General features: G+C 72.4%; 17 protein-coding genes. 6 read left to right on the top strand and 11 right to left on the bottom strand.

Features of this window, described 5'->3' with window-relative positions; genetic code table 11:
* Positions 1–51: 51 nt before the first annotated feature.
* The 6 genes from manA to QFZ76_RS21355 form a co-directional block, all read right to left on the bottom strand.
* Positions 52–1,203, bottom strand: a complete 1,152-nt coding sequence (manA, locus tag QFZ76_RS21330) for a mannose-6-phosphate isomerase, class I (protein ID WP_307675238.1) — start codon at positions 1,201–1,203, stop codon at positions 52–54.
* Between the two features lie 65 nt (positions 1,204–1,268).
* Positions 1,269–2,396, bottom strand: a complete 1,128-nt coding sequence (locus tag QFZ76_RS21335; protein ID WP_307675239.1) for an SIS domain-containing protein — start codon at positions 2,394–2,396, stop codon at positions 1,269–1,271.
* 64 nt (positions 2,397–2,460) lie between these two features.
* The gene (locus tag QFZ76_RS21340; protein ID WP_007382472.1) at positions 2,461–2,631 is read right to left on the bottom strand and encodes a Trm112 family protein; all 171 of its coding nucleotides are present in this window, start codon (positions 2,629–2,631) and stop codon (positions 2,461–2,463) included.
* Between the two features lie 143 nt (positions 2,632–2,774).
* A complete protein-coding gene (locus QFZ76_RS21345) occupies positions 2,775–4,139 on the bottom strand; it encodes a phosphomannomutase/phosphoglucomutase (protein ID WP_307675240.1) in 1,365 nt (454 codons plus the stop codon).
* Between the two features lie 119 nt (positions 4,140–4,258).
* Positions 4,259–5,875, bottom strand: a complete 1,617-nt coding sequence (locus QFZ76_RS21350) for an L-lactate permease (RefSeq protein WP_307680088.1) — start codon at positions 5,873–5,875, stop codon at positions 4,259–4,261.
* Positions 5,876–6,036: 161 nt separating this feature from the next.
* Entirely contained in the window at positions 6,037–6,411 is a 375-nt protein-coding gene (locus QFZ76_RS21355) for a DUF3499 domain-containing protein (RefSeq protein ID WP_307675241.1), read from the bottom strand.
* A 344-nt stretch (positions 6,412–6,755) separates the two neighbouring features.
* Here QFZ76_RS21355 and QFZ76_RS21360 point away from each other — a divergent pair, with 344 nt between their 5' ends.
* Positions 6,756–7,205: a metallopeptidase family protein gene (locus QFZ76_RS21360; RefSeq protein ID WP_307680089.1), complete on the top strand. Its 450-nt coding sequence runs from the start codon at positions 6,756–6,758 to the stop codon at positions 7,203–7,205.
* A 13-nt stretch (positions 7,206–7,218) separates the two neighbouring features.
* Here QFZ76_RS21360 and QFZ76_RS21365 read toward each other — a convergent pair whose 3' ends face one another.
* The 3 genes from QFZ76_RS21365 to QFZ76_RS21375 all read right to left on the bottom strand — a co-directional run bounded on the left by QFZ76_RS21365 (position 7,219) and on the right by QFZ76_RS21375 (position 12,858).
* Positions 7,219–8,703, bottom strand: coding sequence for a DUF5719 family protein (locus tag QFZ76_RS21365; RefSeq protein ID WP_307675242.1), 1,485 nt, complete (start codon positions 8,701–8,703; stop codon positions 7,219–7,221).
* Positions 8,700–12,398, bottom strand: a complete 3,699-nt coding sequence (locus QFZ76_RS21370; RefSeq protein WP_307675243.1) for a glycosyltransferase — start codon at positions 12,396–12,398, stop codon at positions 8,700–8,702. Before QFZ76_RS21370 ends, QFZ76_RS21365 begins: the two co-directional genes overlap by 4 nt.
* A 196-nt stretch (positions 12,399–12,594) precedes the next feature.
* Positions 12,595–12,858 carry a WhiB family transcriptional regulator gene (locus QFZ76_RS21375; protein WP_010034659.1) on the bottom strand — a complete coding sequence of 88 codons (264 nt, stop codon included), beginning with the start codon at positions 12,856–12,858 and terminating at the stop codon, positions 12,595–12,597.
* A 674-nt stretch (positions 12,859–13,532) separates the two neighbouring features.
* Here QFZ76_RS21375 and QFZ76_RS21380 point away from each other — a divergent pair.
* From QFZ76_RS21380 to QFZ76_RS21395, 4 genes are all read left to right on the top strand, one after another.
* Complete coding sequence (locus QFZ76_RS21380) at positions 13,533–14,045, top strand: cysteine dioxygenase family protein (RefSeq protein WP_307675244.1); 513 nt, start codon at positions 13,533–13,535, stop codon at positions 14,043–14,045.
* Between the two features lie 34 nt (positions 14,046–14,079).
* Positions 14,080–15,039 (top strand): 2-phospho-L-lactate transferase, encoded by a 960-nt coding sequence (cofD, locus tag QFZ76_RS21385; protein WP_307675245.1) that lies wholly within the window; start codon positions 14,080–14,082, stop codon positions 15,037–15,039.
* Positions 15,036–16,346 carry a coenzyme F420-0:L-glutamate ligase gene (locus tag QFZ76_RS21390; protein WP_307675246.1) on the top strand — a complete coding sequence of 437 codons (1,311 nt, stop codon included), beginning with the start codon at positions 15,036–15,038 and terminating at the stop codon, positions 16,344–16,346. Before cofD ends, QFZ76_RS21390 begins: the two co-directional genes overlap by 4 nt.
* A gap of 232 nt (positions 16,347–16,578) precedes the next feature.
* Positions 16,579–17,589: a DNA-3-methyladenine glycosylase gene (locus tag QFZ76_RS21395; protein WP_307675247.1), complete on the top strand. Its 1,011-nt coding sequence runs from the start codon at positions 16,579–16,581 to the stop codon at positions 17,587–17,589.
* A 242-nt stretch (positions 17,590–17,831) separates the two neighbouring features.
* On the opposite strand, the gene QFZ76_RS21400 is transcribed toward QFZ76_RS21395, so the two are convergent.
* Complete coding sequence (locus QFZ76_RS21400; RefSeq protein WP_307675248.1) at positions 17,832–18,914, bottom strand: NDP-sugar synthase; 1,083 nt, start codon at positions 18,912–18,914, stop codon at positions 17,832–17,834.
* 164 nt (positions 18,915–19,078) lie between these two features.
* Positions 19,079–20,671 carry a peptidoglycan recognition protein gene (locus tag QFZ76_RS21405; RefSeq protein WP_373464526.1) on the bottom strand — a complete coding sequence of 531 codons (1,593 nt, stop codon included), beginning with the start codon at positions 20,669–20,671 and terminating at the stop codon, positions 19,079–19,081.
* A 132-nt stretch (positions 20,672–20,803) separates the two neighbouring features.
* On the opposite strand from QFZ76_RS21405, the gene QFZ76_RS21410 reads away from it, so the two are divergent.
* Positions 20,804–21,559, top strand: coding sequence for a TIGR03089 family protein (locus tag QFZ76_RS21410; RefSeq protein WP_307675250.1), 756 nt, complete (start codon positions 20,804–20,806; stop codon positions 21,557–21,559).
* Positions 21,560–21,684 lie beyond the last annotated feature (125 nt).

Below are 21,684 nucleotides of genomic sequence, written 5' to 3' on the forward strand. Positions count from 1 at the left end.
ATTGTTGCAGCCCGGCAGGACTCCAGCGTGCCGGGGCACCAAGTGGTCGCTTCAGACGACGACGGTCGCCCGGAAGACCGTGCCGTTCCCGGACACTTCGGTCTGTTCCCCGGCGGGAACGAAGACCGACTGACCGGGGGTCAGTTCATGCTCGCCCGCCCGGACCGTGCCTGCCGTGCAGAGCAGGATCTGCGGGGTCGCACGGGTGAGGTCGTGAGTGGCGGCGCCCTCCGGGAGGACGTACCGGGAGAGCCGGAACTCGTCGATCGGGGTCTCGTAGACCTCTTCGCCGTCGGGGGACGCCTCCGGGCGCAGCACGCCCGGGTCGCCGGCCTCGAAGCGGACGATGCGCAGGAGTTCGGGGACGTCGACGTGCTTGGGGGTCAGTCCGCAGCGCAGGACGTTGTCGGAGTTGGCCATGATCTCGACGCCGAGGCCGCTCAGGTAGGCGTGCGGGATGCCGGCGCCGAGGAACAGGGCCTCGCCGGGCTGGAGTCGGACGTGGTTGAGGAGCATCGCGGCGATGACTCCGGGATCGCCCGGGTAGTGGTGGGCGATGTCGGCGTAGGGCGCGAAGTCGCCGCCGAGGCGAGTGCAGGCGGCCGCGGCCTCGTGGACCGTGCGGGCCATTTCCTCGCGGTCGGCGGTGAGGATCGCGGTGAGGACCTCGCGCAGGGCCGCCTCCTCCGGCTGGGCGTGCAGGAGGTCGACGTACGGCTTGAGGGAGTCGACGCCGAGCCCGTCGAGGAGGTCGGCCGCCTCGGCCGGGGTGCGGAAGCCGCACAGGCCGTCGAACTCGGTGAGGGCGCAGATGAGTTCGGGCTTGTGGTTGGCGTCCTTGTAGTTGCGGTGGCCGGCGTCCACGGGGATGCCGCGGCGCTCCTCGTCCTCGTACCCCTCCTTCGCCTGGGCGAGGTCGGGGTGCACCTGGAGGGAGAGCGGGGCGCCGGCGGCGAGGATCTTGAGGAGGAAGGGCAGGCGGGGGCCGAACTTGGCCACGGCCTGCTCGCCCAGTTCGCGCTCGGGGGCGGCCTCGATGACGTCGACGAGCGTGCCGCGGGCGGTGCGCGAGGGGGCGCCCGGGTGGGCGCCCATCCACATCTCCGCCTGCGGTTCGCCGGTCGGGTCGGTGCCGAGCAGCTTCGGGATCGCTGTGGTGGAACCCCAGGCGTAGGGGCGGACGGTGTTGTCGAGGCGGTCCATGCTCTGTCTCTGTCTCCGTACGTACGCTGCTCGGCGGGCTCTGGTCTGGAAGGCGCGGGACCAGGTCAGGCCCTTGAAGCGAGCGCCAGGTAAACGGCGGCGAAATCGGTGACGGCGATCAGTTCCGCGAGGGTCTCCAGTTCGTCGCCGGACTCCGGCTCCAGTTCACTGATCGGCGTGTCGTGGCTGAGGGCCAGGTCACGGGCGGCGGGGGCGGCGGTGAGGCCGCCGATCGGGCGGTCGCGGAGGAGCACCACGCGCGCGTGCAGGGCGGGCGGCTCCTCGACGCGGTCGCGGAAGAAGTCGTTCGGGTCGGCGCTCGCGGCGAGCGGGCCCGCGAGCAGTGCGCTGTGCGCGGCGAGGGCCTCGGGCAGTTCGGCGACGACGGCCGGGGCGCCGGAGAGCTCGGCGAGCGCTGCGGCGAACCGACGGCCGGCCGGGCCCGCGGAGGTCCCCTCGGTCCAGATGACCGGGAGGGCGTCGGCGAGCTCGGCGGCCAGGGTCTTGGCCGGGTTGCTGTAGGTCGCGATGGCGGGCCCGCAGCGCTCGGCGATCCGGTCGAGGCGGTCGGCGACCTTCTCCAGGGCGTCGGGTGGGGCGGCGAGCAGGCCGGTGCGGTCCAGGAGCGCGAGGAGCGGGGTGAGCAGCGCCCACAGCACGCCGGGGGCGGAGGCGGCGAGGGGTTCGTCCTGGTCGTACGGGGCGGTCGCCATCGGTACGAAGAGGCCGTGGGCGCCGTCGATCGCCTCGGCGAGCGGGGAGTGGGAGGGGGCCACGGCGACGACGCTGCAGCCGCGGCGGTAGGCCTGTTCGGCGAGCAGGGACAGGCCCGGCTCGCTCCCGTCGGGGGTCGCGATCAGCAGCAGGTCCACGGAGCCGGCCCAGCCGGGCAGTTCCCAGCGCATGGCGCCCGCGGCGGGCGCGACGCCGGAGGGGGCCAGGCGGGTGACGGGGCTGCCGGCTCCGGCGAGCGTGCCGAGGAGGTCGGCGGCGTGGGTGGCGGCGGCACCGGGGCCCGCGATGAGGACGGCGCGGGGGCGGCCGTCGGGTTTGAGGTCGCCCACGCCGGCGTCGGCGGCGTGGCGGGCGGCGGTGCGGACGCGGGCGCCTGCTTCGGCGGCGCCGCGGAGCAGGCCGCGGTGGTCGGCCTCCGAGAGTGCATCGGGGGTGTCGAGCAGCGATTCGTCGAGCATGGGCGGGCAGCCTCCGGTCGCCGGGTCGTCGGGTTCGCGGGTCTCCGGGTCGCCAGGTCGTCGCTTACGCGGGGCGGCGGGCCTCGTCGACGAGGAGGACGGGGATGCCGTCGCGGACGGGGTACGCCAGGCCGCAGTCCTGGCCGGTGCAGATCAGCTCGGTGTCCTGCTCCTTGAGGGGGGCGTGGCAGGCCGGGCAGGCGAGGATCTCCAGGAGGCCGGCTTCGAGCGGCATGGGGTGTGTCCCTTCGGGGATGCGCTGGTACGTGTGCCTGTGCGGATGTGCCTGGTCAGGTTACCGCCGGGAGGGGTGGGGTGGCGGGGTTGGGCCGGGCCGGGGTGCGGCTGTGCGGGCCGCAGCGGCACCCCGGGCGAAGCTCAGCCCCGGATGATCCCCAGTACCTCGTCCCGCACCTTCGCCATCATGGCCTCTTCCCTCGCCTCCGCGTTCAGGCGCAGCAGCGGCTCCGTGTTGGAGGGGCGGACGTTGAACCACCAGTCGGCGGCGGTGATGGTGAGGCCGTCCAGTTCGTCCAGGGTGACGCCGTCCTGGCCCTCGTACGCGGCCCTGACGGCGGCCAGGCGGGCGGTCTGGTCGTCGACCGTGGAGTTGATCTCGCCGGAGGCGGCGTAGCGGTCGTACTGGGCGACGAGGGCGGAGAGGGTGCCGTCCTGGCCGCCGAGGGCGGCGAGGACGTGCAGGGCGGCGAGCATGCCCGTGTCGGCGTTCCAGAAGTCCGCGAAGTAGTAGTGCGCGGAGTGTTCGCCGCCGAATATCGCGCCGGTCCTGGCCATCTCGGCCTTGATGAAGGAGTGGCCCACGCGTGTGCGTACCGGTGTGCCGCCGTTCTCCTTGACGACCTCCGGCACCGACCAGGAGGTGATCAGGTTGTGGATGACCGTGCCCTTGCCGCCGTGCCTGGCGAGTTCGCGGGAGGCCACCAGGGCCGTGATCGCGGACGGGGAGACCGGGTCGCCGTTCTCGTCGACGACGAAGCAGCGGTCGGCGTCGCCGTCGAAGGCGAGGCCGAGGTCGGCGCTCTCCTCGCGGACGCGCTGCTGGAGGTCCACGAGGTTGGCCGGATCCAGGGGGTTGGCCTCGTGGTTGGGGAAGGTGCCGTCCAGCTCGAAGTACATGGGCACGAGGTCCAGGGGCAGGCCCTCGAAGACCGTCGGGACGGTGTGGCCTCCCATGCCGTTGCCCGCGTCGACGACGACCTTCAGGGGTCGGGTGGAGGTCAGGTCGACGAGGGCGCGGAGGTAGGCCGCGTAGTCCCCCAGGGTGTCCCGCCGCGTGGTCGTTCCCGTCGTCGCGGCCGGTTCGGGGCCGCCCGTCTCGCTCCACTCCTCGACCAGTGCGCGGACCTCGGCGAGGCCGGTGTCCTGGCCGACCGGGGCGGCGCCGGCGCGGCACATCTTGATGCCGTTGTACTGGGCCGGGTTGTGCGAGGCGGTGAACATCGCGCCCGGCAGGTCCAGCGAGCCCGATGCGTAGTACAGCTGGTCGGTCGAGCACAGGCCGATCTCGGTGACGTCCACACCGCGGGCCGCCGCTCCGCGCGCGAAGGCGGCCGACAGCCCGGGCGACGAGGGCCGCATGTCGTGCCCGGTCACGATCGCGCTCGCGCCGGTCACCTGGACGAACGCGGCCCCGAAAAGCTCGGCGAGCGGCTCGTCCCACTGGTCCGGAACGACACCGCGCACGTCGTACGCCTTCACGAGCTGGGAGAGATCAGCGGCCACGGCCACCCCTTCTGAAAGTCCTCTGGTCACCACAAACTACCCGCAACCACTGACAGTGGACGGTGCGGTACCTGAGTGACTCCCAGCCGTAACCTCAGGTCAGAAGCGGAATGGTGCCGTCAGGGCAGCATCCAGCCCAGCACCGGCGAACTCTGCCCGACCACGATCAGACACATCACCAGCAGCAGCCCGATGCTCCAGGGCAGAACCTTGCGCAGCAGGTCCCCCTCGCGGCCGGCGAGGCCCACGGCCGCGCAGGCGATGGTGAGGTTCTGCGGCGAGATCATCTTGCCGAGGACGCCGCCCGAACTGTTGGCGGCGGCCAGGAGTTCGGGCGACAGGCCGGACTCGCGGGCCGCGGTCACCTGCAGCGCTCCGAAGAGCGCGTTGGCCGAGGTGTCCGAGCCGGAGACGGCCACGCCGAACCAGCCGAGGACCGGGGAGAGGAAGGCCAGCCCCGCGCCGGCCGCCGCCACGAAGTGGCCGATGGTGGCGGCCTGTCCGGAGAGGTTTATGACGTAGGCGAGGGCCAGGACGGACGTCACGGTGAGGATCGCGAACCTCAACTCGTACACCGTGGCGGCCCATTCTCTGGCCGCCACGCGCGCGTGCACGCCGAGAACGACCGCCGTGAAGAGGCCCGCGAGGAGCACGAGCGTGCCGCCCGTGGACACGATCGGCCACATGAAGACGTTCGCGCCGACCGGGTCGCCGTCCGCGTTCACGACGTTCAGGAAGGGCCAGTCGTACGTCTGTGTCGCCTTGGCCAGCCAGTCCTTGATCACAGGGATCTGGGCGAGGGAGAAGATCACGACGATCAGCGCGTACGGGGCGTAGGCGCGCAGGACTTCGCGGTGCGGGTCGTCCTCGTCCAGGTCCTCGCTGCGTACGCCGGTGAGCACGGCCGCGCGTACGGGCTCGGCGGCGGGCCTGCGCGCGTGCGGTACGGCGACCAGGGCGCCCGCGCCGGCCAAGGCGGCGCCGATGTCGGCGAGTTGCGCGGAGACGTAGTTGGAGGCGGCGAACTGGGCTATGGCGAAGGCAATTCCGCACACCAGGGCGGGCACCCAGGTCTCGCGCAGCCCGCGCCGCCCGTCCACCAGCCAGACCAGCACCAGCGGCACCACGAGGGCCAGCAGCGGCGTCTGACGGCCCACCACGGACGCCACGGTGTCCAGGGGCAGCTCGGTGACCTGGGCGAGAGTCACGACCGGTGTGCCCATCGCGCCGAAGGCGACCGGCGCGGTGTTGGCGACCAGGGCGACGACAGCGGCGCGCACCGGGTCGAAGCCGAGCGCCACGAGCATGACCGAGCAGATGGCCACGGGTGCGCCGAAGCCGGCGAGGGCCTCCAGGAGGGCGCCGAAGCAGAAGGCGACCACGAGGGCCTGGATGCGCGGGTCGTCCGACAGCCGTCCGAAGGAGCGGCGCAGGATGTCGAAGTGCCGGGTGCGGACCGTCATCCGGTACACCCAGAGGGCGTTGACGACGATCCACAGGATGGGGAAGAGGCCGAAGACCGCTCCCTGGGCGGCGCTGGAGACCGTCTGGCCCAGCGGCATGCCGTACGCGAGCCAGGCGACCAGAGCGGCCGCCAGGAGGCCGGTGAGGCCCGCCAGGTGCGCCTTCATGCGGACGCCGCCGAGCAGGACCAGGACGATCACCAGGGGTAGGGCGGCCACCAGGGCGGACAGGCCGAGTGAGCCGGCGACGGGTTCCAGTTCCTGGACGTACACGGGAGCCCTCGATTCCGTCATGCGGAAAGCGATTTCTCGTTTCGACGTAACTGGAATGGTCGTGTCCGCGACAACCGCCCGTCAATGGGCGTGCAGCACCCGGGGAAACGCGCGCTCACGGGAAGGCGGAACGTGCCTGCCCAAGAAGGCGACGGGGAAGGTCAGTTGTCCGGGGAGCGCAGAACCCGGAGATGGCCGCGGCGCGCGACCTCCATCGGGTCCGCCCCTCGCCCGCCGCCACCGGCCCCAGCCGCCCGCTCCTGCGGACGGGCCGCCTCACGCACGGCGTTGGCAAGCGCTTCCAGGTCGTCGCCGCTCGGCTGGGCCGGAGCCGAGCCGTCGACGAGGCGGACGACCTCCCAGCCGCGCGGGGCGGTGAGACGCTCGGAGTGCTCGGCGCACAGGTCGTAGCAGTGGGGTTCGGCGTAGGTGGCGAGCGGGCCGAGGACCGCGGTCGAGTCGGCGTAGACGTACGTCAGCGTCGCGACGGCGGGACGGCCGCAAGCGGTGCGCGAACAGCGACGTACAGGGCTCACGACGTTGGACGGTACCGCACTCTTGAGCGGGCCGCGACGACTCTCCCCGAGGCCACTCCACCGTGTCGTGGTGTGAAACGCCCCACATGCCCCTTCAGCCCCACCTCGCTGACCTGCGACGACAGACGCGTCCGAAAGGCCGGACGGTTCTGGAACCGGTCACCACCCGGCACAAACCATGTCAATTGCCTTGAGATCGACGGTCTTGGAGGGATACGGAATCGAGCCCAACCTTGGCTGGAATGGTCAACTGCCGACATGCCGCCCGGGATGCACGGAAGCGGTCCGCGCCGCCGCGCGGGCGTCGGGCACCCGGGCCCGGCGGGGACTACGCTTCACCAGTGATGGACAACCCCGTACCGCCTCCTACCGCCGGACCCGGGCCCCGCCGTCGTGATCGCCACGGTCGGGGCATGCGCGGGCCGATCGCGCCTCCGCAGGTGCCGCTCGCGGCGAGCCGTGCCGAGGCGTTCGCGGACCTGGTGCAGGACTCCGTGGAGCGTCTGGAGCGACGGTGGCCGCAGCTGGCCGACATCGATTTCCTGGTGCTCGAGGTGCCGCGGCTGGAAGCGCCCGGGGAGGTCTGGAACGACGAGGCCGTTCCTCTGGGCGGCACGATCCCCTCCCAGGACGGCCGGCCTGCCCGGGTGATCGTGTACCGGCGCCCGGTGGAGATTCGCACGAAAGCGCGGGACGAGCGGGCCGCCCTCGTGCACGAGATCGTGGTCGAGCAGGTCGCCGAGCTGCTGGGGCTGACTCCCGAGACGGTGGATCCGCGGTACGGCGAGGACTGAACCGCGGCCCGCCCTACTTCTGCAGCACCGACAGGTCCTGGTCCGCCTCCGGTACCGCCACCGTTCCCCGGTCGTCAGGGAGCGTCTGGATGGTGAAGCCCGGCACGCCGTCCTCCGTGGCCGCCAGCATCCGCGCCGCGTAGACCGGGCCGCCGGAGACCGGCTCGACCGTCAGGGCGTACGTGCCCTTCCCGCCGCTCGGGGTCGGGGCCTCGACGTTCTCGGTGGTGCCCGCCTTGATCGTGTACGTCTTCGTGACGGTCGTACCGCCGTCGCTGCCCGCCGACGCGGTGACCCTGACCTCCGCCGCCCGGCCGGGGGCGACCAGGGAGAGGATGGTGCCCTTGGCGCTGTTGTCGGCGGACGTCGCGCGCGTGCCGACCGGTCGGGTGGCGGGGATGAACGCCGTCTCCTGCTTCGACCCCTTGCCGCGGACGACCCGCAGCGCGGCGACCACCGGCACGGACTGGTCGGTGGGGGTCAGGATCAGGGAGCCGGCCTCGCCACGGGTGAGGTCGCCGAGGTCGACCGCGGTGGTCATGCCCGCCTTGACGTGCAGCGTCTCGTTGCCGGCCGGAGTGATCCGACCGGACGGCGAGGAGAGCGCCACCTTCAGGTCCGCGTCGGAGTCGCCGGGAGTGAAGGCGACCAGGCGCACCGCGGTGGCGTCCTTGGGGATGCCCGGCAGGACGAGGCTGCCCGTCGGGTCGGTGGACGCGGCCAGCCAGTCGCCGCCCAGCTTGTCGTCCAGCGCCTGTACGGCGGCGCCCACGCGCCCGCTGCGGACGTTCACATGGACGGTGAGGTTCTCCTGCTTCTCGTCCGTGAGCGTGGACAGCAGGACCGGCTCGCTGGAGTGCGGCTGGATGGTGATGCCCTCCCCCACCGTGGACTCCAGGGCCCCGTCCTTGCCGTAGAGCTCGATGTCGACGACGGCCGCGGAGTCGTCGGGGTTGGTCAGGTGCACGTAGTCGGTGCGGTCGGCGGCCGTGCTGGCGCCCGGGAACCAGAACTCCGTGTCCGGTGCGGTGCAGTTGACGCCCTGGAGACCGCGGCCGGTGCCTGCGGCGACCTCGGTGGTCTCCTGGACGGCCCAGCCGGGCGCGAACTTGCCCTCGGCGGTGCCGACGAGTGCGGGCGAGTCGCCGCCGGAGGTGTCCCCGGTGACCGGGGTGCCGGGCTCCTTCGGCGTCAGGACCGGCTTGTCGGCCTTCTTCTTCCCCCCGCCCTCCGCCGACTGCTCCGTGGCGGACCGGAGTTCGGCCTTGCCGTCGCTCCCCGTGCCCTTGGTGACGGGCGTGTACGACGTGTACGTCGTGTCCGCGAGGTCGGAGATGCTGGGTGACGGGCACAGCAGGCTGGTGCGCTCCACGGGCAGTACGGCGGCCGCCCGGGCGGTGTCCGTGCCGGCGGCGTCCGTTGTGGTGAGCACGGCGAAGCCGGTGACGGCGGCGAGCGCGGTGGTGCCGGCGATCAGGGACAGGGTGGTGCGGTTCACTGCTGACTCCCGTCGGGGCGCTCACTGCCGTTGCCGTGCGGGTGCGGCGCGTTCGGGTCGTACGCCGGGTCGTAGCCCTGGTCGTCGTAGCCCTGCTGGTCGTACGGCCGGCCGTAACCCTGGTCGTACGGCGCCTGCTGGGACTGGCCGCCGTACGCGTACGGGTCGTACTGGCCGCCCTGGTACGGGTCCGCCTGATAGGACTGCTGCTGGTCGTAGCCCTGCGGGTACTGCTGCTGGGCTCCCTGATACTGCTCGCCGTAGCCGCCGCCGTACTCGGCGCCCGCGTAGTTCGGGGTGTCCCACTCACCGTAGGACTGCTGCTGCGGGACGACGGCGGGGGCCTCCGGAGGAGGAGGCGGGAACTCGCCGGACTGGCCGCCCTCTTCGGCCTCGGCCTCGGCCTGGGCGCGCAGGCGGCGGGCACGGCGGCCCTCGCCGGCGACTGCCTGGGCGGGGACGGCCGGCTCCTCGGGGAGGTCGTCGTCGATGTCGCGGCGGCGGCCGGGCAGGGCCAGCACGACCAGGACGACGGCGAGGGCGCCCTGGGTCCACAGCCAGGCGGTGTGGGTGATCGGGGCGTCGAAGGTGACGTCCAGCTTCCCGCCGGAGGCGGGGAGTTCGAAGCCCTGGGCCCAGCCGTCGAGGGTGGTGCGGGTGAGCGGCTTGCCGTCCAGGGAGGCCGTCCAGCCCTCGGCGGCGGTGTCGGCGAGACGCAGGACGCGGCCTTCGGCGCCGGACGGGATCGTGGTGTGGATCTCGACTGGGCCGGCGGCGACGGGCTGCGGAGTGCCCGACTTGGGAACGATGGTGGCGCGCGCCACCTCCTGGTCGACCCGCCACAGCCCGCTGCCGTCCCGCTGGCTGAGCCGGGACAGGCCTGGGGTGGCGTCCAGGACGCGGGTGACCTCGCGGGGCGCGCCCTTGTGGACGAGGACGTAGCGCACGGCGAACTTGCCGAGCTGGTCGGCCTGGTCGGCGCCGGAGCCGGCCACGAGGTTGGCGACGATCTTGTCGAGGCTGCTGTTCTCGCCGTCGGCCGCGGTCAGTTCGGCGTCGCCGAGACGGGCGCCGGAGCCGCGCACCAGCATGTAGCCGACGTGGGCGGCGGAGTCGCTGTCGAGGACGAGGGTGCGGGCCTGGTCGCGGGTGCCGCTCTCCTCGGCGACGAACGCGGGCACCTGCACCGGGTTCCGGCGCTCCAGCGGGCCGTCGGCGCCGCCGATCATCCAGCCGGCGGCGACGAGCAGCGGGCCCGCGGCCGAGGCGAAGGCGATCAGCGCGGCGACCGGCTGGCGCCAGCCGAAGCTCTGCTCGGCCACGCGCGCGCGTGCCCCGTCGGCACCGAGGACGGCGGCGGCGAGGAGGGCGAGGCCGTAGACGAGGGTCGCGGGGCCGGCCCAGGTGGAGGCGTTGGACAGGACGGCGAAGACGAGGCCCACGAGGGCCGCGGCCCAGGCCGTCCAGATCCCGAACTGCCGCCCGGAGCGCAGCAGGGCGGCCAGCGCGGCCAGGACGATGCCGATGAGCATCAGCCCGCTGACCGTGCCGGGACCACCGGGGCTGATGCCGAGGAGGTCGAGGGCGGAGGCGGCCGAGGCGCCGTACTCCAGGCCGGCCTCCTGGAAGAAGCCGAACGGGAGGAGGGACAGCGACCACGGGGCGAGGATCAGCAGGGGCGTGCCGAGCTGGGCCACGAAGCGCAGGCCGTAGACGGTGATCTCGCTGCGGCGCACGGCCAGCAGGCCGATGCCGAGGATGAGCGCGATGGGCCACACGATCGGCGTGAACGCCGTGGTGATGGTCAGCAGCAGGGCGTACGCCCAGGTGGCGCGCCAGCTGCCACGCGCGCCCGAGCTGTGCGCCAGGCCGCTGGCCGCGACGCCCGCGCGCGCCATCAGCGGCAGCAGGATGGCCAGGACGGCCGTGCCGATGCGGCCGCCGGCGAGGGCGCCGGTGGCGGCGGGCAGGAAGGCGTAGACGACGGCCGCCCACGCGCGCAGGAGGCGCGACTCGACGAGCGGGCGGGAGGCGAAGTAGGCGGCGAATCCGGCCAGCGGCACCGAGCAGACCAGCAGGACCGTGACCGCGAGGCCGGTCGAGCCGAACAGCACGGAGGCGAACATCGCGACGAGCGCGAGGTAGGGCGGTGCGGACGGGGTGCCGCCGGCGCCCACCGCGTGCCAGGCGTCGAGATAGCGCGACCACAGCTCGCTCGAGTCGGCCGGGGCGGGCAGCAGGGCGCCGCCCGCGAGCGCGCCGCCGCCGAGGAGGGCGCGGCAGGCGACCAGGGAGACCAGCAGCAGCAACAGGAAGAGCACCGGGCCGGGCTTGCGGGCGATGCGCTTGAGGCGGACGAACTGCTCGACCTCGAGGAAGTCGGCGTCGTCGCCGCCGGGCCCGGACTCGACCGCGCCGCCGTGCCGGCCGGCTCCTGAGGTCGCCTCGGGGTCGGAGCTGCCGAAGAGGCTGCTCACGGCCTGCTCGACCGTTGCGCGGACGGTCGCGCCCGGCGGCGGGAACAGCGGCCGCATCTCTTCCTTGTCGACGGCCGGACGGCCGCGCCTGCGGCGCCCGGCGAGGATCCGCTCGGGCCGCAGCAGGGTGCCCAGGAGGCCGCGGATCTCGTCGACGGCCTGTCCGGGGACCTTGCCGACGAGGTAGGCGACGGTTCGCAGGAGGGTGCCGAGGACGAGGCGCACCAGCACCCAGGGCAGCACGGCCGTACGCGTGTTGACGAGCAGGGTGTAGACGGCGCCGGCCTTGTCGACCTTGTGCGGGGAGGCGGTGGTGCGGCCCGCGCAGTCGACGGTGCGGCGCTCGCGGGAGGCCGCCTCCGCGTGCCGTACGACGGCCTCCGGGGCGATCAGGACGCGGTAGCCGGCCGCGTGTGCGCGCCAGCACAGGTCGACGTCGTCGCGCATCAGGGGCAGGCGGCGGTCGAAGCCGCCGAGTTCCTCGAAGACGTCGCGCCGGATCAGCATGCCGGCGGTGGACACGGACAGCACCGGCCGGACGTGGTCGTGCTGGCCCTGGTCCTGTTCGCGGCGGTCGATGCCGGTCCAGCGGCGGCCGGAGTGGGCGATGCTGACGCCGACCTCCAGCAGCTGCCGGCGGTCGTACCAGCCGCGGAGCTTGGGGCCCACCACGGCCACGTCGTCCCGGCCCAGTTCGTACTCGGTCTCCACGACCCGCAGCAGCTGGGCCAGCGCGTCGGGTTCGGGGGCGCAGTCGTCGTGCAGCAGCCACAGCCACTGCACCGGCTCTCCGTGCGGGAGCTCGGGCATGTCGTAGGCGTCGTCGCGCCAGCTGCGGGTGACGGGGTCCCAGCCGCTGGGCCGCTTCAGGTACGGCAGCTCGTCCGGAGTGAGGACGGGGGCCGTGCGGCCCGCCTCCTCGACGGCCTGGCCGAAGCCGGTGCGCCGGGCGAGGTGCAGTACGCGGTCGGCGCCGAGGACGTCGGTGACCAGCTGGGCGGAGTCGTCCGCGCTGCCGGTGTCGGCGCCCATGGCGAACTGGACGGGGCGCTCCTGGCCGAGCAGCCCGGCGAGCGCGTCGGGCAGCCAGCGGGCGCCGTCGTGGGAGACGAGGACCGCGGTCACCACATGACGTGGGAACTCGGGCGGGCGGGCCGGGTCAAACACTGCTGTGGCAGCGGTGTCTTGCTGGGCTGCCGTGTGGCTGTGCACGGACATCGAGGTACGGGCCCCGGTTCGGTGGACTGAGGTGGACGCCTGTGCCCCGAGGGGGCAGCGAGGCGTCTCGGACGAGCGCCCACACTATCGGCTGGGCATGGCGACGGCCCGCCGCCTGTGGATAACCCACCTGCGACGGGCCGTTCGTGACGTACGTGACGTATATGTCTGCGGACTCGAGGCATGCCCCCTCGGATCAGACCGCCGCCTTCTTCAGTCTGCGGCGCTCGCGCTCGGACAGGCCGCCCCAGATGCCGAAGCGTTCGTCGTTGGCGAGGGCGTACTCGAGGCACTCGGAGCGGACCTCACAGGCGAGGCAGACCTTCTTGGCCTCGCGGGTGGAGCCGCCCTTCTCGGGGAAGAAGGACTCGGGGTCGGTCTGGGCGCACAGCGCGCGCTCCTGCCAGCCGAGTTCCTCGTCCGCGTCGTCGACCAGCAGTTGCTGCACCGTCTCGGTCATGTGCGCCCCTCGTCTGTCTTTCGCGTCCCCGTGATGTAGCCGTACCGATTTCGGCTGAACGACACGAGTGAAATTACAAGTGTGCTGCTCCGGGCGAGTCAAGCCGAGATCTGCTATTGGGCCCCTTATTCACTCTGCGGAACCAAGGCCTAGCGGAAAGTGTTCAAATCGGCATAAACCTTGACAAGCAGACGAGACCCTTGTGGGACTCCGTTCCCGCACCGCGCCTTGGGGCCTGTACGGAGAAGGACGCCCAGGAGTTCGATCTCGTTCCGAGGACCGTGCGCCCGGTTGTGCGCCATGTGTCCCGGTGGGCACATGAACAAACCTTTCACCTGGGAGATGAACCGGATGAGGTGAAACATGTCCCACATATCGGTCGTCGAGTTGACAGTGGAGGTGTGAGCCGCTGTCCTTGTGGGCATGCTCGCGAACTTGGCACTCACCTCGACCCGCTCCGCCGGGTCCCTCGGTGCTGCCCGCGCTCGCTGTAGCTGTTGTTGCTGTCCCAGCTGTTGAGCCAAGCGCGCTCCGGCTGCCTCTGAGTCCACCGCGACTCGGCTGCTTGTTCCCCCCGCCCGGACCAGGGCATCTCTGTCCCCCCGCGACCCGGGCGGACGGTACGTGACACCCAGCCACCCCCCACACTCTTCCGCCGAGGAACACCGCACTCCATGAACAGCGACAGCGACCTCCAGATCGCCGGCGACATCCTCGAAGTCCCGCACCTGCTCCAGCCCCCGCGCGAGCACCCGGCCACTGTCGCCGAGTTCGTCGGGCTGGCCCGCTCCATCGCGGCCGACCGCGCCCAGTGGGAGCACCTCGTCCGGTACGACGCGACCACCCGCTGGTACCACCGGCTGCGTACCGGCCCCGGCTACGAGGTCTGGCTGCTGTCCTGGGTGCCCGGACAGGGCAGCGGACCGCACGACCACGGCCGCTCCTCCGGTGTCCTGACCGTGCTCGACGGAACGCTGACCGAGCGGACCGGGCGGGGCACGCACGCGTTGGAGGCGGGGGCTCAGCGGGTGTTCGCGCCGGGGTATGTGCACGAGGTGGTCAACGACACACTGGAGCCGGCCGTAAGCCTGCACGTCTACTACCCGGGCCTGACCGAGATGCCGATGCACGCGCCCCAGTGCTCGGCCCCGGCCACGTACGACGAGGCGGACGTCGTAACCGCCTGACGCGTTGTCGTACCCGCCTGTAAGACTTGCTCCCATGCGCATTGTGGTTCTGGCAGGCGGCATCGGTGGTGCCCGGTTCCTGCGCGGTCTGAAGCAGGCCGCGCCGGACGCGGACGTCACGGTCATCGGCAACACCGGGGACGACATCCACCTCTTCGGGCTGAAGGTCTGCCCGGACCTCGACACGGTGATGTACACGCTCGGCGGGGGCATCAACGAGGAGCAGGGCTGGGGGCGTGCCGAGGAGACCTTCCACCTCAAGGAGGAGCTCGCGGCGTACGGCGTAGGGCCCGAGTGGTTCGGGCTCGGCGACCGGGACTTCGCGACGCACATCGTGCGGACGCAGATGATCGGCGCCGGGTATCCGCTGAGCGCGGTGACCGAGGCGCTGTGCGACCGGTGGAAGCCGGGCGTACGGCTGATCCCCATGACCGACGACCGGGTCGAGACGCATGTCGCCGTCGAGGTCGACGGGGAGCGCAAGGCGGTCCACTTCCAGGAGTACTGGGTGCGGCTGCGGGCCTCCGTGCCGGCCGAGGCGATCGTGCCGGTGGGTGCGGAGCAGTCGAAGCCGGCGCCGGGCGTCCTGGAGGCGATCGCCGAGGCGGACATCGTGCTGTTCCCGCCGTCCAACCCGGTCGTGTCCATCGGCACCATCCTCGCCGTGCCCGGCATCCGGGAGGCGATCGCCGATGCCGGAGTGCCGGTGGTCGGGCTGTCCCCGATCGTCGGGGACGCGCCCGTGCGCGGGATGGCCGACAAGGTACTCGCGGCGGTGGGCGTCGAGTCGACGGCCGCGGCGGTCGCCGAGCACTACGGCTCGGGACTGCTGGACGGCTGGCTGGTCGACACCGTGGACGCGGGCGTGGTGGCGCGGGTGGAGGCCGCCGGGATCCGGTGCCGTGCCGTACCGCTGATGATGACCGACGTGGACGCGGCCGCGCAGATGGCGCGTGAGGCGCTGGCGCTGGCGGAGGAGGTGCGGGCGATTTGAGCGGCGTGCCTGTCGACGGTTTTCGGGTCTGGGCGGTGCCCGGGCTGCCCGAGGTGCAGCAGGGGGACGATCTCGGCAAGCTGATTGCCGCCGCCGAGCCAGGTCTGGCGGACGGGGACGTGCTGCTCGTCACCTCCAAGATCGTGTCCAAGGCAGAGGGCCGGATCGTCCAGGCGGCCGACCGGGAGGCCGCGATCGACGCCGAGACCGTGCGGGTGGTGGCCAGACGCGGTGCGCTGCGGATCGTGGAGAACCGGCAAGGGCTCGTGATGGCCGCCGCCGGGGTCGACGCCTCCAACACCCCTTCCGGGACCGTGCTGTTGCTGCCCGAGGACCCGGACGCGTCCGCGCGAGCGATCCGGGAGGGGCTGCGCGATGCCCTGGGGGTCGATGTCGGGGTCGTCGTGACGGACACGTTCGGGCGGCCCTGGCGCACGGGGCTCACGGATGTCGCGATCGGCGCCGCCGGCGTGCGGGTGCTGGACGATCTGCGCGGAGGCACGGACGCGTACGGCAATCCGCTCAGCGCGACGGTCGTCGCGACGGCGGACGAGCTGGCCGCGGCCGGTGATCTGGTCAAGGGCAAGACCGCCGGGCTGCCCGTCGCCGTGGTGCGCGGGCTGTCACACGTGGTGGCGGAGGAGCACGGGGAGGGGGCGCAGGCCATGGTGCGCGGTGCGCGCGACGACATGTTCCGGCTGGGGACCTCGGAGGCGGTACGGGAGGCGGTCACCCAGCGCCGTACCGTACGCGCCTTCACCGACGAGCCCGTCGACCCGGGCGCCGTACGACGGGCCGTGGCCGCGGCGGTCACCGCGCCGGCGCCGCACCACACGACGCCGTGGCGGTTCGTGCTGCTGGAGTCGCAGGGTGCGCGGAGCGAGCTGTTGGACGCCATGCGCGACGCCTGGGTCGCGGATCTGCGGCGGGACGGGAAGAGCGAGGAGTCGATCGGCAAGCGCGTGCGGCGGGGGGATGTGCTGCGAAAGGCGCCGTATCTGGTGGTGCCCTGTCTTGTGATGGACGGGTCGCACACGTACGGCGATCCGCGGCGGGACGCTGCCGAGCGGGAGATGTTCGTGGTCGCCGCGGGGGCCGGTGTGCAGAACTTCCTCGTCGCGCTGGCCGGGGAGCGGCTGGGGTCGGCGTGGGTGTCGTCCACGATGTTCTGCCGGGACGTGGTCAGGGACGTGCTGGGGCTGCCGGAGGGATGGGATCCGATGGGGGCCGTGGCGGTGGGGCATCCGGCGGAGGAACCTCGGGCTCGGCCGGAGCGGGAGGCCGGGGCGTTCATCGAGGTGCGGTGAGTCTGGTCATACGGGCGCTGGGGCGTCGTGCGGCCGCATAGTCTCGTAGGGCCGCCTAGTCTCGTGGCGCCGCCTAGTCTCGTGGCGCCGCCTGTTCTCGTACGGCTGCCTGGTCCCGTACGGCAGCCTGGTCCCGTAGGGCAGCCGGGGTTCGTAGGGCAGTCTGGGCTCGTAAGGCGGTCTGGTCTCGTAGGGCGGCCAGGACACCTCCGACTTCTCCGGGAGCTCATTCGTGGCAGGACGATTCGCTCCCCGGCCCACGCGTACGACTGTGCGCGGCGGGGAGGTCGGGGTGCCCGCGGCGCGGGGCGTGCCGCGGCAGGCGCAGGCGCCGGGGCTGGTGCGGACGTATGTGCCGGACGGGCCGCTCGAGCTCGGGCTGGTGCTCGGGCCGCTGCGGCGGGGGCCCGGGGATCCGACGTTCCGGGCCATGCCGGACGGGTCCGTGTGGCGGGCCAGTCTCACTCCTGCCGGGCCGGGGACGCTGCGGGTCGCCGCGGTGGGTGGTGCGGTTCGGGGCGAGGCGTGGGGGCCGGGGGCCGAGTGGCTGTTGGAGCGGTTGCCGGGGTTGCTCGGGGCCGATGACGATCCGGCCGTGTTCGCTCCTCGGCACCGGGTGGTGGCGCGGGCGTGGCATCGGCGGCCGGGGCTGCGGTTGACGCGGACCGGGCTGGTGCTGGAGTCGTTGATCCCGTCGATTCTGGAGCAGAAGGTCACGACCGACGAGGCGTATCGGGCGTGGCGGTCGCTGGTGCGGAAGTTCGGGGAGCCGGCGCCGGGGCCTGCGGCGGGTGGGCGGCTGTGGGTGATGCCGGCGCCTCGGACCTGGGCGTTGATTCCGTCGTGGGAGTGGCATCGGGCCGGGGTCGACAACAAGCGGGCGTCGACGATTCTGCGGGCCGTCCGGGTGGCGGGGCGCATGGAGGAAGCGGTGCTGATGCCGCCGGCTCAGGCGCGGGCTCGGTTGGAGGTCGTGCCGGGGGTCGGGCCGTGGACGTCGGCGGAGGTGGTGCAGCGGAGTCATGGGGCGGCGGATGCCGTGACGGTGGGGGATCTGCATCTGCCCGGGATCGTGGGGTGGGCGCTTGCCGGGGATCGGGATGCGGATGACTCCGTGATGCTGGAGCTGCTGGAGCCCTATGCCGGGCAGCGCCATAGGGCTGCCCGGCTGATCCTGCTAGGCGGGCGCACGCCGCCTCGGCGAGCACCCCGGATGCCCCAGTGGGACATCGGGCGGTTTTGAACCCTCGCCCTCGGCAGGCGAGGGGGATTCCTGACTCATGCAGCTCGGCCGTTCAGCGAACAAACAAGCTTACGCAATCAACACCAGCCGGGTTGGAACCAGCCCGGTTTCCCCGAAGAACGGAGGTTGCTGCACTGGCTTGGTTCTCGCTCAGCACGTCGCAACTCTATCACCCGTTGCGTAAGCGGTTGTTCACCCTGGGTGAGGGACCATCAGCCTCCCCCTTGCTCTTCTCGTCGCCCCTACTGGTCCGAGGAGAAGCGGACCGCTCCCGCTGGGATTTGGGCGTTGCACCAGATGCGGATGCCGTCGCGGAGTTCGTTGTCGGGGCCTATGACGGCGCCGTCGCCGATGACCGTGCCGGTGAGGACGGAGCGTTCGCCGACGCGGGCCCGGGTGCCGACGAGGGAGTCGGTGATGACGGCGCCGGGTTCGATGACGGCGCCCGGGAGGATCGTGCTGCCGAAGATGCGCGCGCCCTCGGCGACGAAGGCGCCCTCGCCGACCACCGTGCCGCCGGTGAGCTTCGCGTCGGGGGCGACCCGTGCCGTCGGGAGGACCAGGCGGTCGCCGCAGCGGCCGGGGATCGCGGGGGACGGGGCACGGCCCAGGACGAGGTCGGCGGAGCCGCGGACGAAGGCGGCCGGGGTGCCGAGGTCCAGCCAGTACGTCGAGTCGACCATGCCCTGGAGGTGGGCTCCGGCCGCCAGGAGGCCGGGGAAGGTCTCGCGCTCGACGGAGACCGGGCGGCCGTGCGGGATCGTGTCGATGACCGAGCGGCGGAAGACGTACGCCCCCGCGTTGATCTGGTCGGTGACGATCTCCTCGGGGGTCTGCGGCTTCTCCAGGAACGCCAGGACCCTGCCCGTCTCGTCCGTGGGGACCAGACCGTAGGCGCGCGGGTCGGTGACCTGCGTGAGGTGGAGGGAGACGTCCGCGGCGGTCCGCTCGTGCGTCTCCACCAGCGCCCTGATGTCCAGGCCCGTCAGGATGTCGCCGTTGAAGATCAGGACCGGGTCGTCGGGGGCCGAGTGGAGGCGGGAGGCGACGTTGCGGATCGCGCCGCCCGTACCGAGGGGCTCGTCCTCCGTGACGTACTCGATGTGGAGTCCGAGGGAGGAGCCGTCGCCGAAGTACGGTTCGAAGACCTCGGCCAGGTAGGAGGTGGCGAGCACGATGTGGTCGACGCCCGCCGCTCTCGCTCTCGCCAACTGATGCGTGAGGAACGGGACCCCGGCCGCGCGGACCATGGGCTTCGGTGTGTGCACCGTGAGCGGACGCAGCCGCGTGCCCTTGCCGCCGACCAGGAGTATCGCTTCAGTCACCTGTCGTCTCTGCTTCCTGCCAGGACCGGCCGAACTCTCTTTCGGCCGGCCAGTGTATGCAGACCGTTGTGCGGTGCCTTCGATGGCCGTGCGGCGTTCCGCCCCTGCCCCCCGACGGCGGTGCATGTGTCGTCCTACGGCTGCTCCCTCAGCCCTGGTCCGGCTTATCGGCCCTGGTAGCGGGCCGCCGTCGAACGGGTCGTACCGAGCTTGCGGTAGAGCTGCCGGCCCGGACAGGCCGTTGGGAAGCCGTCCCGGTGACCGGAGATCACATTCAGTCGTACGTTCTTTCCCTTGCGGTACAGATTGCCACCGCCCGACTTCAGGTATGTCTTTCCGCGCGGATTGGCACCGTGCAGGCCGAGTTTCCACGCGGTGAGCCGGGCGATGCCCTTCACCGCGGAGGCGGACGGCTTGGTGGAGCCGAAGGTGCCGAGGACGGCGATCCCCATGCTGTTGGTGTTGAAACCCAGCGTGTGGGCGCCCAGGACCGGCTTCGCCACGCCCCCCGCACGCCCCTCGTAGATGTTTCCGCACTTGTCGACGAGGAAGTTGTAGCCGATGTCGCGCCAGCCCATGCTCAGGACGTGGTAGCGGTAGATACCGCGAATGACTGAGGGAGCCTGGGCGCACCGGTACCCGTTGCCGGAGGCCGTGTGGTGCACGAAGGCCGCCTTGACCTTCTTCGTGTAGACGAACCTCCGCTCCCGCAGGCCCTCGTTCGCGCCCCAGCCGCGCCGGGTGACGATGCGCGGGCGCGGGCCGATCTTCGGCTTCGCCCGCTGCTCCCGCGTCAGCTCGGCGGTTCTGAGGCTGAACAGCTCCCGCTCGGTCCGGCTCCGGGTGAGTTCCGGGATCTCGGTGGCGCCGAAGGGGGCCAGGCCGGCGTTGGCGGCGGAGGCGTCCACGGCGGCGAGGGCCGCGACCGGTTCGGCGGTCGGGGCGAGGCCGCGGGCGCGGGCAGCGTCGGCGGTGACGTCCGGAGCCGCCTCGGGCGGGGCGCCGGGGTCGACCAGTTCGAGGCGCATACCGGAGGGGAGCGGAGAGCCGGCCGTCACCGTACGGGGGCCGCGGGCGGTCTCCTCGACCCGGTGGTCGTGGGCCCCGGCGTCCGCGCGGACGCGTACCTCCACGCCGTCCGAGTCGCCCACCCACAGCGGTGCGGTCGCGCCGCGTACCCGGCCCGAGGTGCGCTCGGCGGTGTCAGGGTCGGCCGCGTGGTCGGCGTTGTGGGTGTCGACGTCCTGCCAGCCGGACCAGGTGCCGGTGCCGGCGGCGCGGGTACGGACCTGGACGCGGCCGTGCAGTTCGACGTCCGGGTCGTCCCAGATCACGCCGACGAGTGAGAAGTGCCGTACGTCCTGGCGGGGCAGGCCCTGTTCGGCGGTGGGGGCGAGGGTTCGGTCGGGGTGGGTGAGGGGCGCGAGGGGCAGCGACTGGGTGCTGCCGGGCGCTTCCGCGGCCGGGGCGGGTCTCGTGGGCGGTTGGGCCGGTGCGGGTGCCTTGGCCGGGGTGTTCGTCTTGACGGACGGGTTCGTCTTGACGGACGGGTTCGTCTTGACGGACGGGTTCGTCTTGACGGACGGGTTCGTCCTGGCCGGGGTGTTCGCCGTCGGCGCTCTCGCCGACAGCACGGTCTCCGTGGCCGGCGGGCTTGCCGCGGCAGCGGGCGGGGTCAGCGGAAGGGCCAGAGCGGCCGCGCAGGTGACGCCGATCGAGGAAGCAAGGAATCCACGCATGCCCCTGATCTTGGACATAGTCATACATATCTGTCCATCGGGGAATTGACGGGCCGTTGGGCGGCGTTCCCCCGAACCGGTGGCGGACCGGCGGCGATCCGTGGCCCCGCCGGCCGGTGCGCGATCGCGGGCCCGCGTACGCTTCTTCGGGTGAACGCCACCGATCGCACCCCTGCCGACCTGCTGCGTTCCGCGCTCGCCGCGGACCCCGGACGCCCCCTGGTGACCTTCTACGACGATGCCACGGGCGAACGTGTCGAATTGTCCGTGGCCACCTTCGCCAATTGGGTGGCCAAGACCTCGAACCTCCTCCAGGGCGACCTCGCCGCGGGACCCGGCGACCGGGTCGCGCTGCTGCTGCCCGCGCACTGGCAGACGGCGGTGTGGCTGCTGGCGTGTTCGTCGGTGGGGGTGATCGCCGACGTGGGCGGTGATCCGGCGGTTGCCGACGTGGTGGTGAGCGGGCCGGATTCGCTGGAGGCGGCGCGGGCGTGCTCCGGGGAGCGGGTCGCGCTGGCCCTGCGGCCGCTCGGCGGACGGTTTCCGCAGCCGCCGGCCGGGTTCGCCGACTATGCCGTCGAGGTGCCGAGTCAGGGGGACCGGTTCGTGCCGTTCGCGCCGGTGGATCCCGAGGCGCCGGCGTTGATCGTGGCCGGGCGGGAGTTCAGCGCGGCGGAGGTTGTGGAGCGGGCTCGGGCGGAGGCGACGGGGGTGGGGCTGACGGGGCCCGGGTCGCGGCTGCTGTCCGCTCTGCCGTACGACACGTGGGAGGGGTTGAACGCGGGGTTGTACGCGCCGCTGGCGGCCGGGGGGTCCGTGGTGTTGTGCCGGAACCTGGATCAGCTGGGCGAGGAGGCGCTGGCCAAGCGGATCGAGAGTGAGCGGGTGTCGGCTACGGCCCGGTAGGCGGCGACCGTTTCGCCGGGACCCGGCGCTGGCGCGGGCACTCCTGGGGGCTCCGCCCCCAGACCCCCGGCCTGTGCCCACCCACCACCCGACTCGGTCTGCCAAGAAGTCACCCTCGCCCTGAG

The sequence above is a fragment of the Streptomyces sp. V4I2 genome (assembly GCF_030817655.1).
Taxonomy (GTDB): Bacteria; Actinomycetota; Actinomycetes; order Streptomycetales; family Streptomycetaceae; genus Streptomyces; species Streptomyces plumbiresistens.

Bases quoted from the DNA above. Each gene is read 5' to 3' on its own strand.
- manA (WP_307675238.1), bottom strand. From the start codon at position 1,203: ATGGACCGCCTCGACAACACCGTCCGCCCCTACGCCTGGGGTTCCACC.
- QFZ76_RS21335 (WP_307675239.1), bottom strand. From the start codon at position 2,396: ATGCTCGACGAATCGCTGCTCGACACCCCCGATGCACTCTCGGAGGCC.
- QFZ76_RS21340 (WP_007382472.1), bottom strand. From the start codon at position 2,631: ATGCCGCTCGAAGCCGGCCTCCTGGAGATCCTCGCCTGCCCGGCCTGC.
- QFZ76_RS21360 (WP_307680089.1), top strand. From the start codon at position 6,756: ATGGACAACCCCGTACCGCCTCCTACCGCCGGACCCGGGCCCCGCCGT.
- QFZ76_RS21370 (WP_307675243.1), bottom strand. From the start codon at position 12,398: ATGTCCGTGCACAGCCACACGGCAGCCCAGCAAGACACCGCTGCCACA.
- QFZ76_RS21375 (WP_010034659.1), bottom strand. From the start codon at position 12,858: ATGACCGAGACGGTGCAGCAACTGCTGGTCGACGACGCGGACGAGGAA.
- QFZ76_RS21380 (WP_307675244.1), top strand. From the start codon at position 13,533: ATGAACAGCGACAGCGACCTCCAGATCGCCGGCGACATCCTCGAAGTC.
- cofD (WP_307675245.1), top strand. From the start codon at position 14,080: ATGCGCATTGTGGTTCTGGCAGGCGGCATCGGTGGTGCCCGGTTCCTG.
- QFZ76_RS21405 (WP_373464526.1), bottom strand. From the start codon at position 20,671: ATGTCCAAGATCAGGGGCATGCGTGGATTCCTTGCTTCCTCGATCGGC.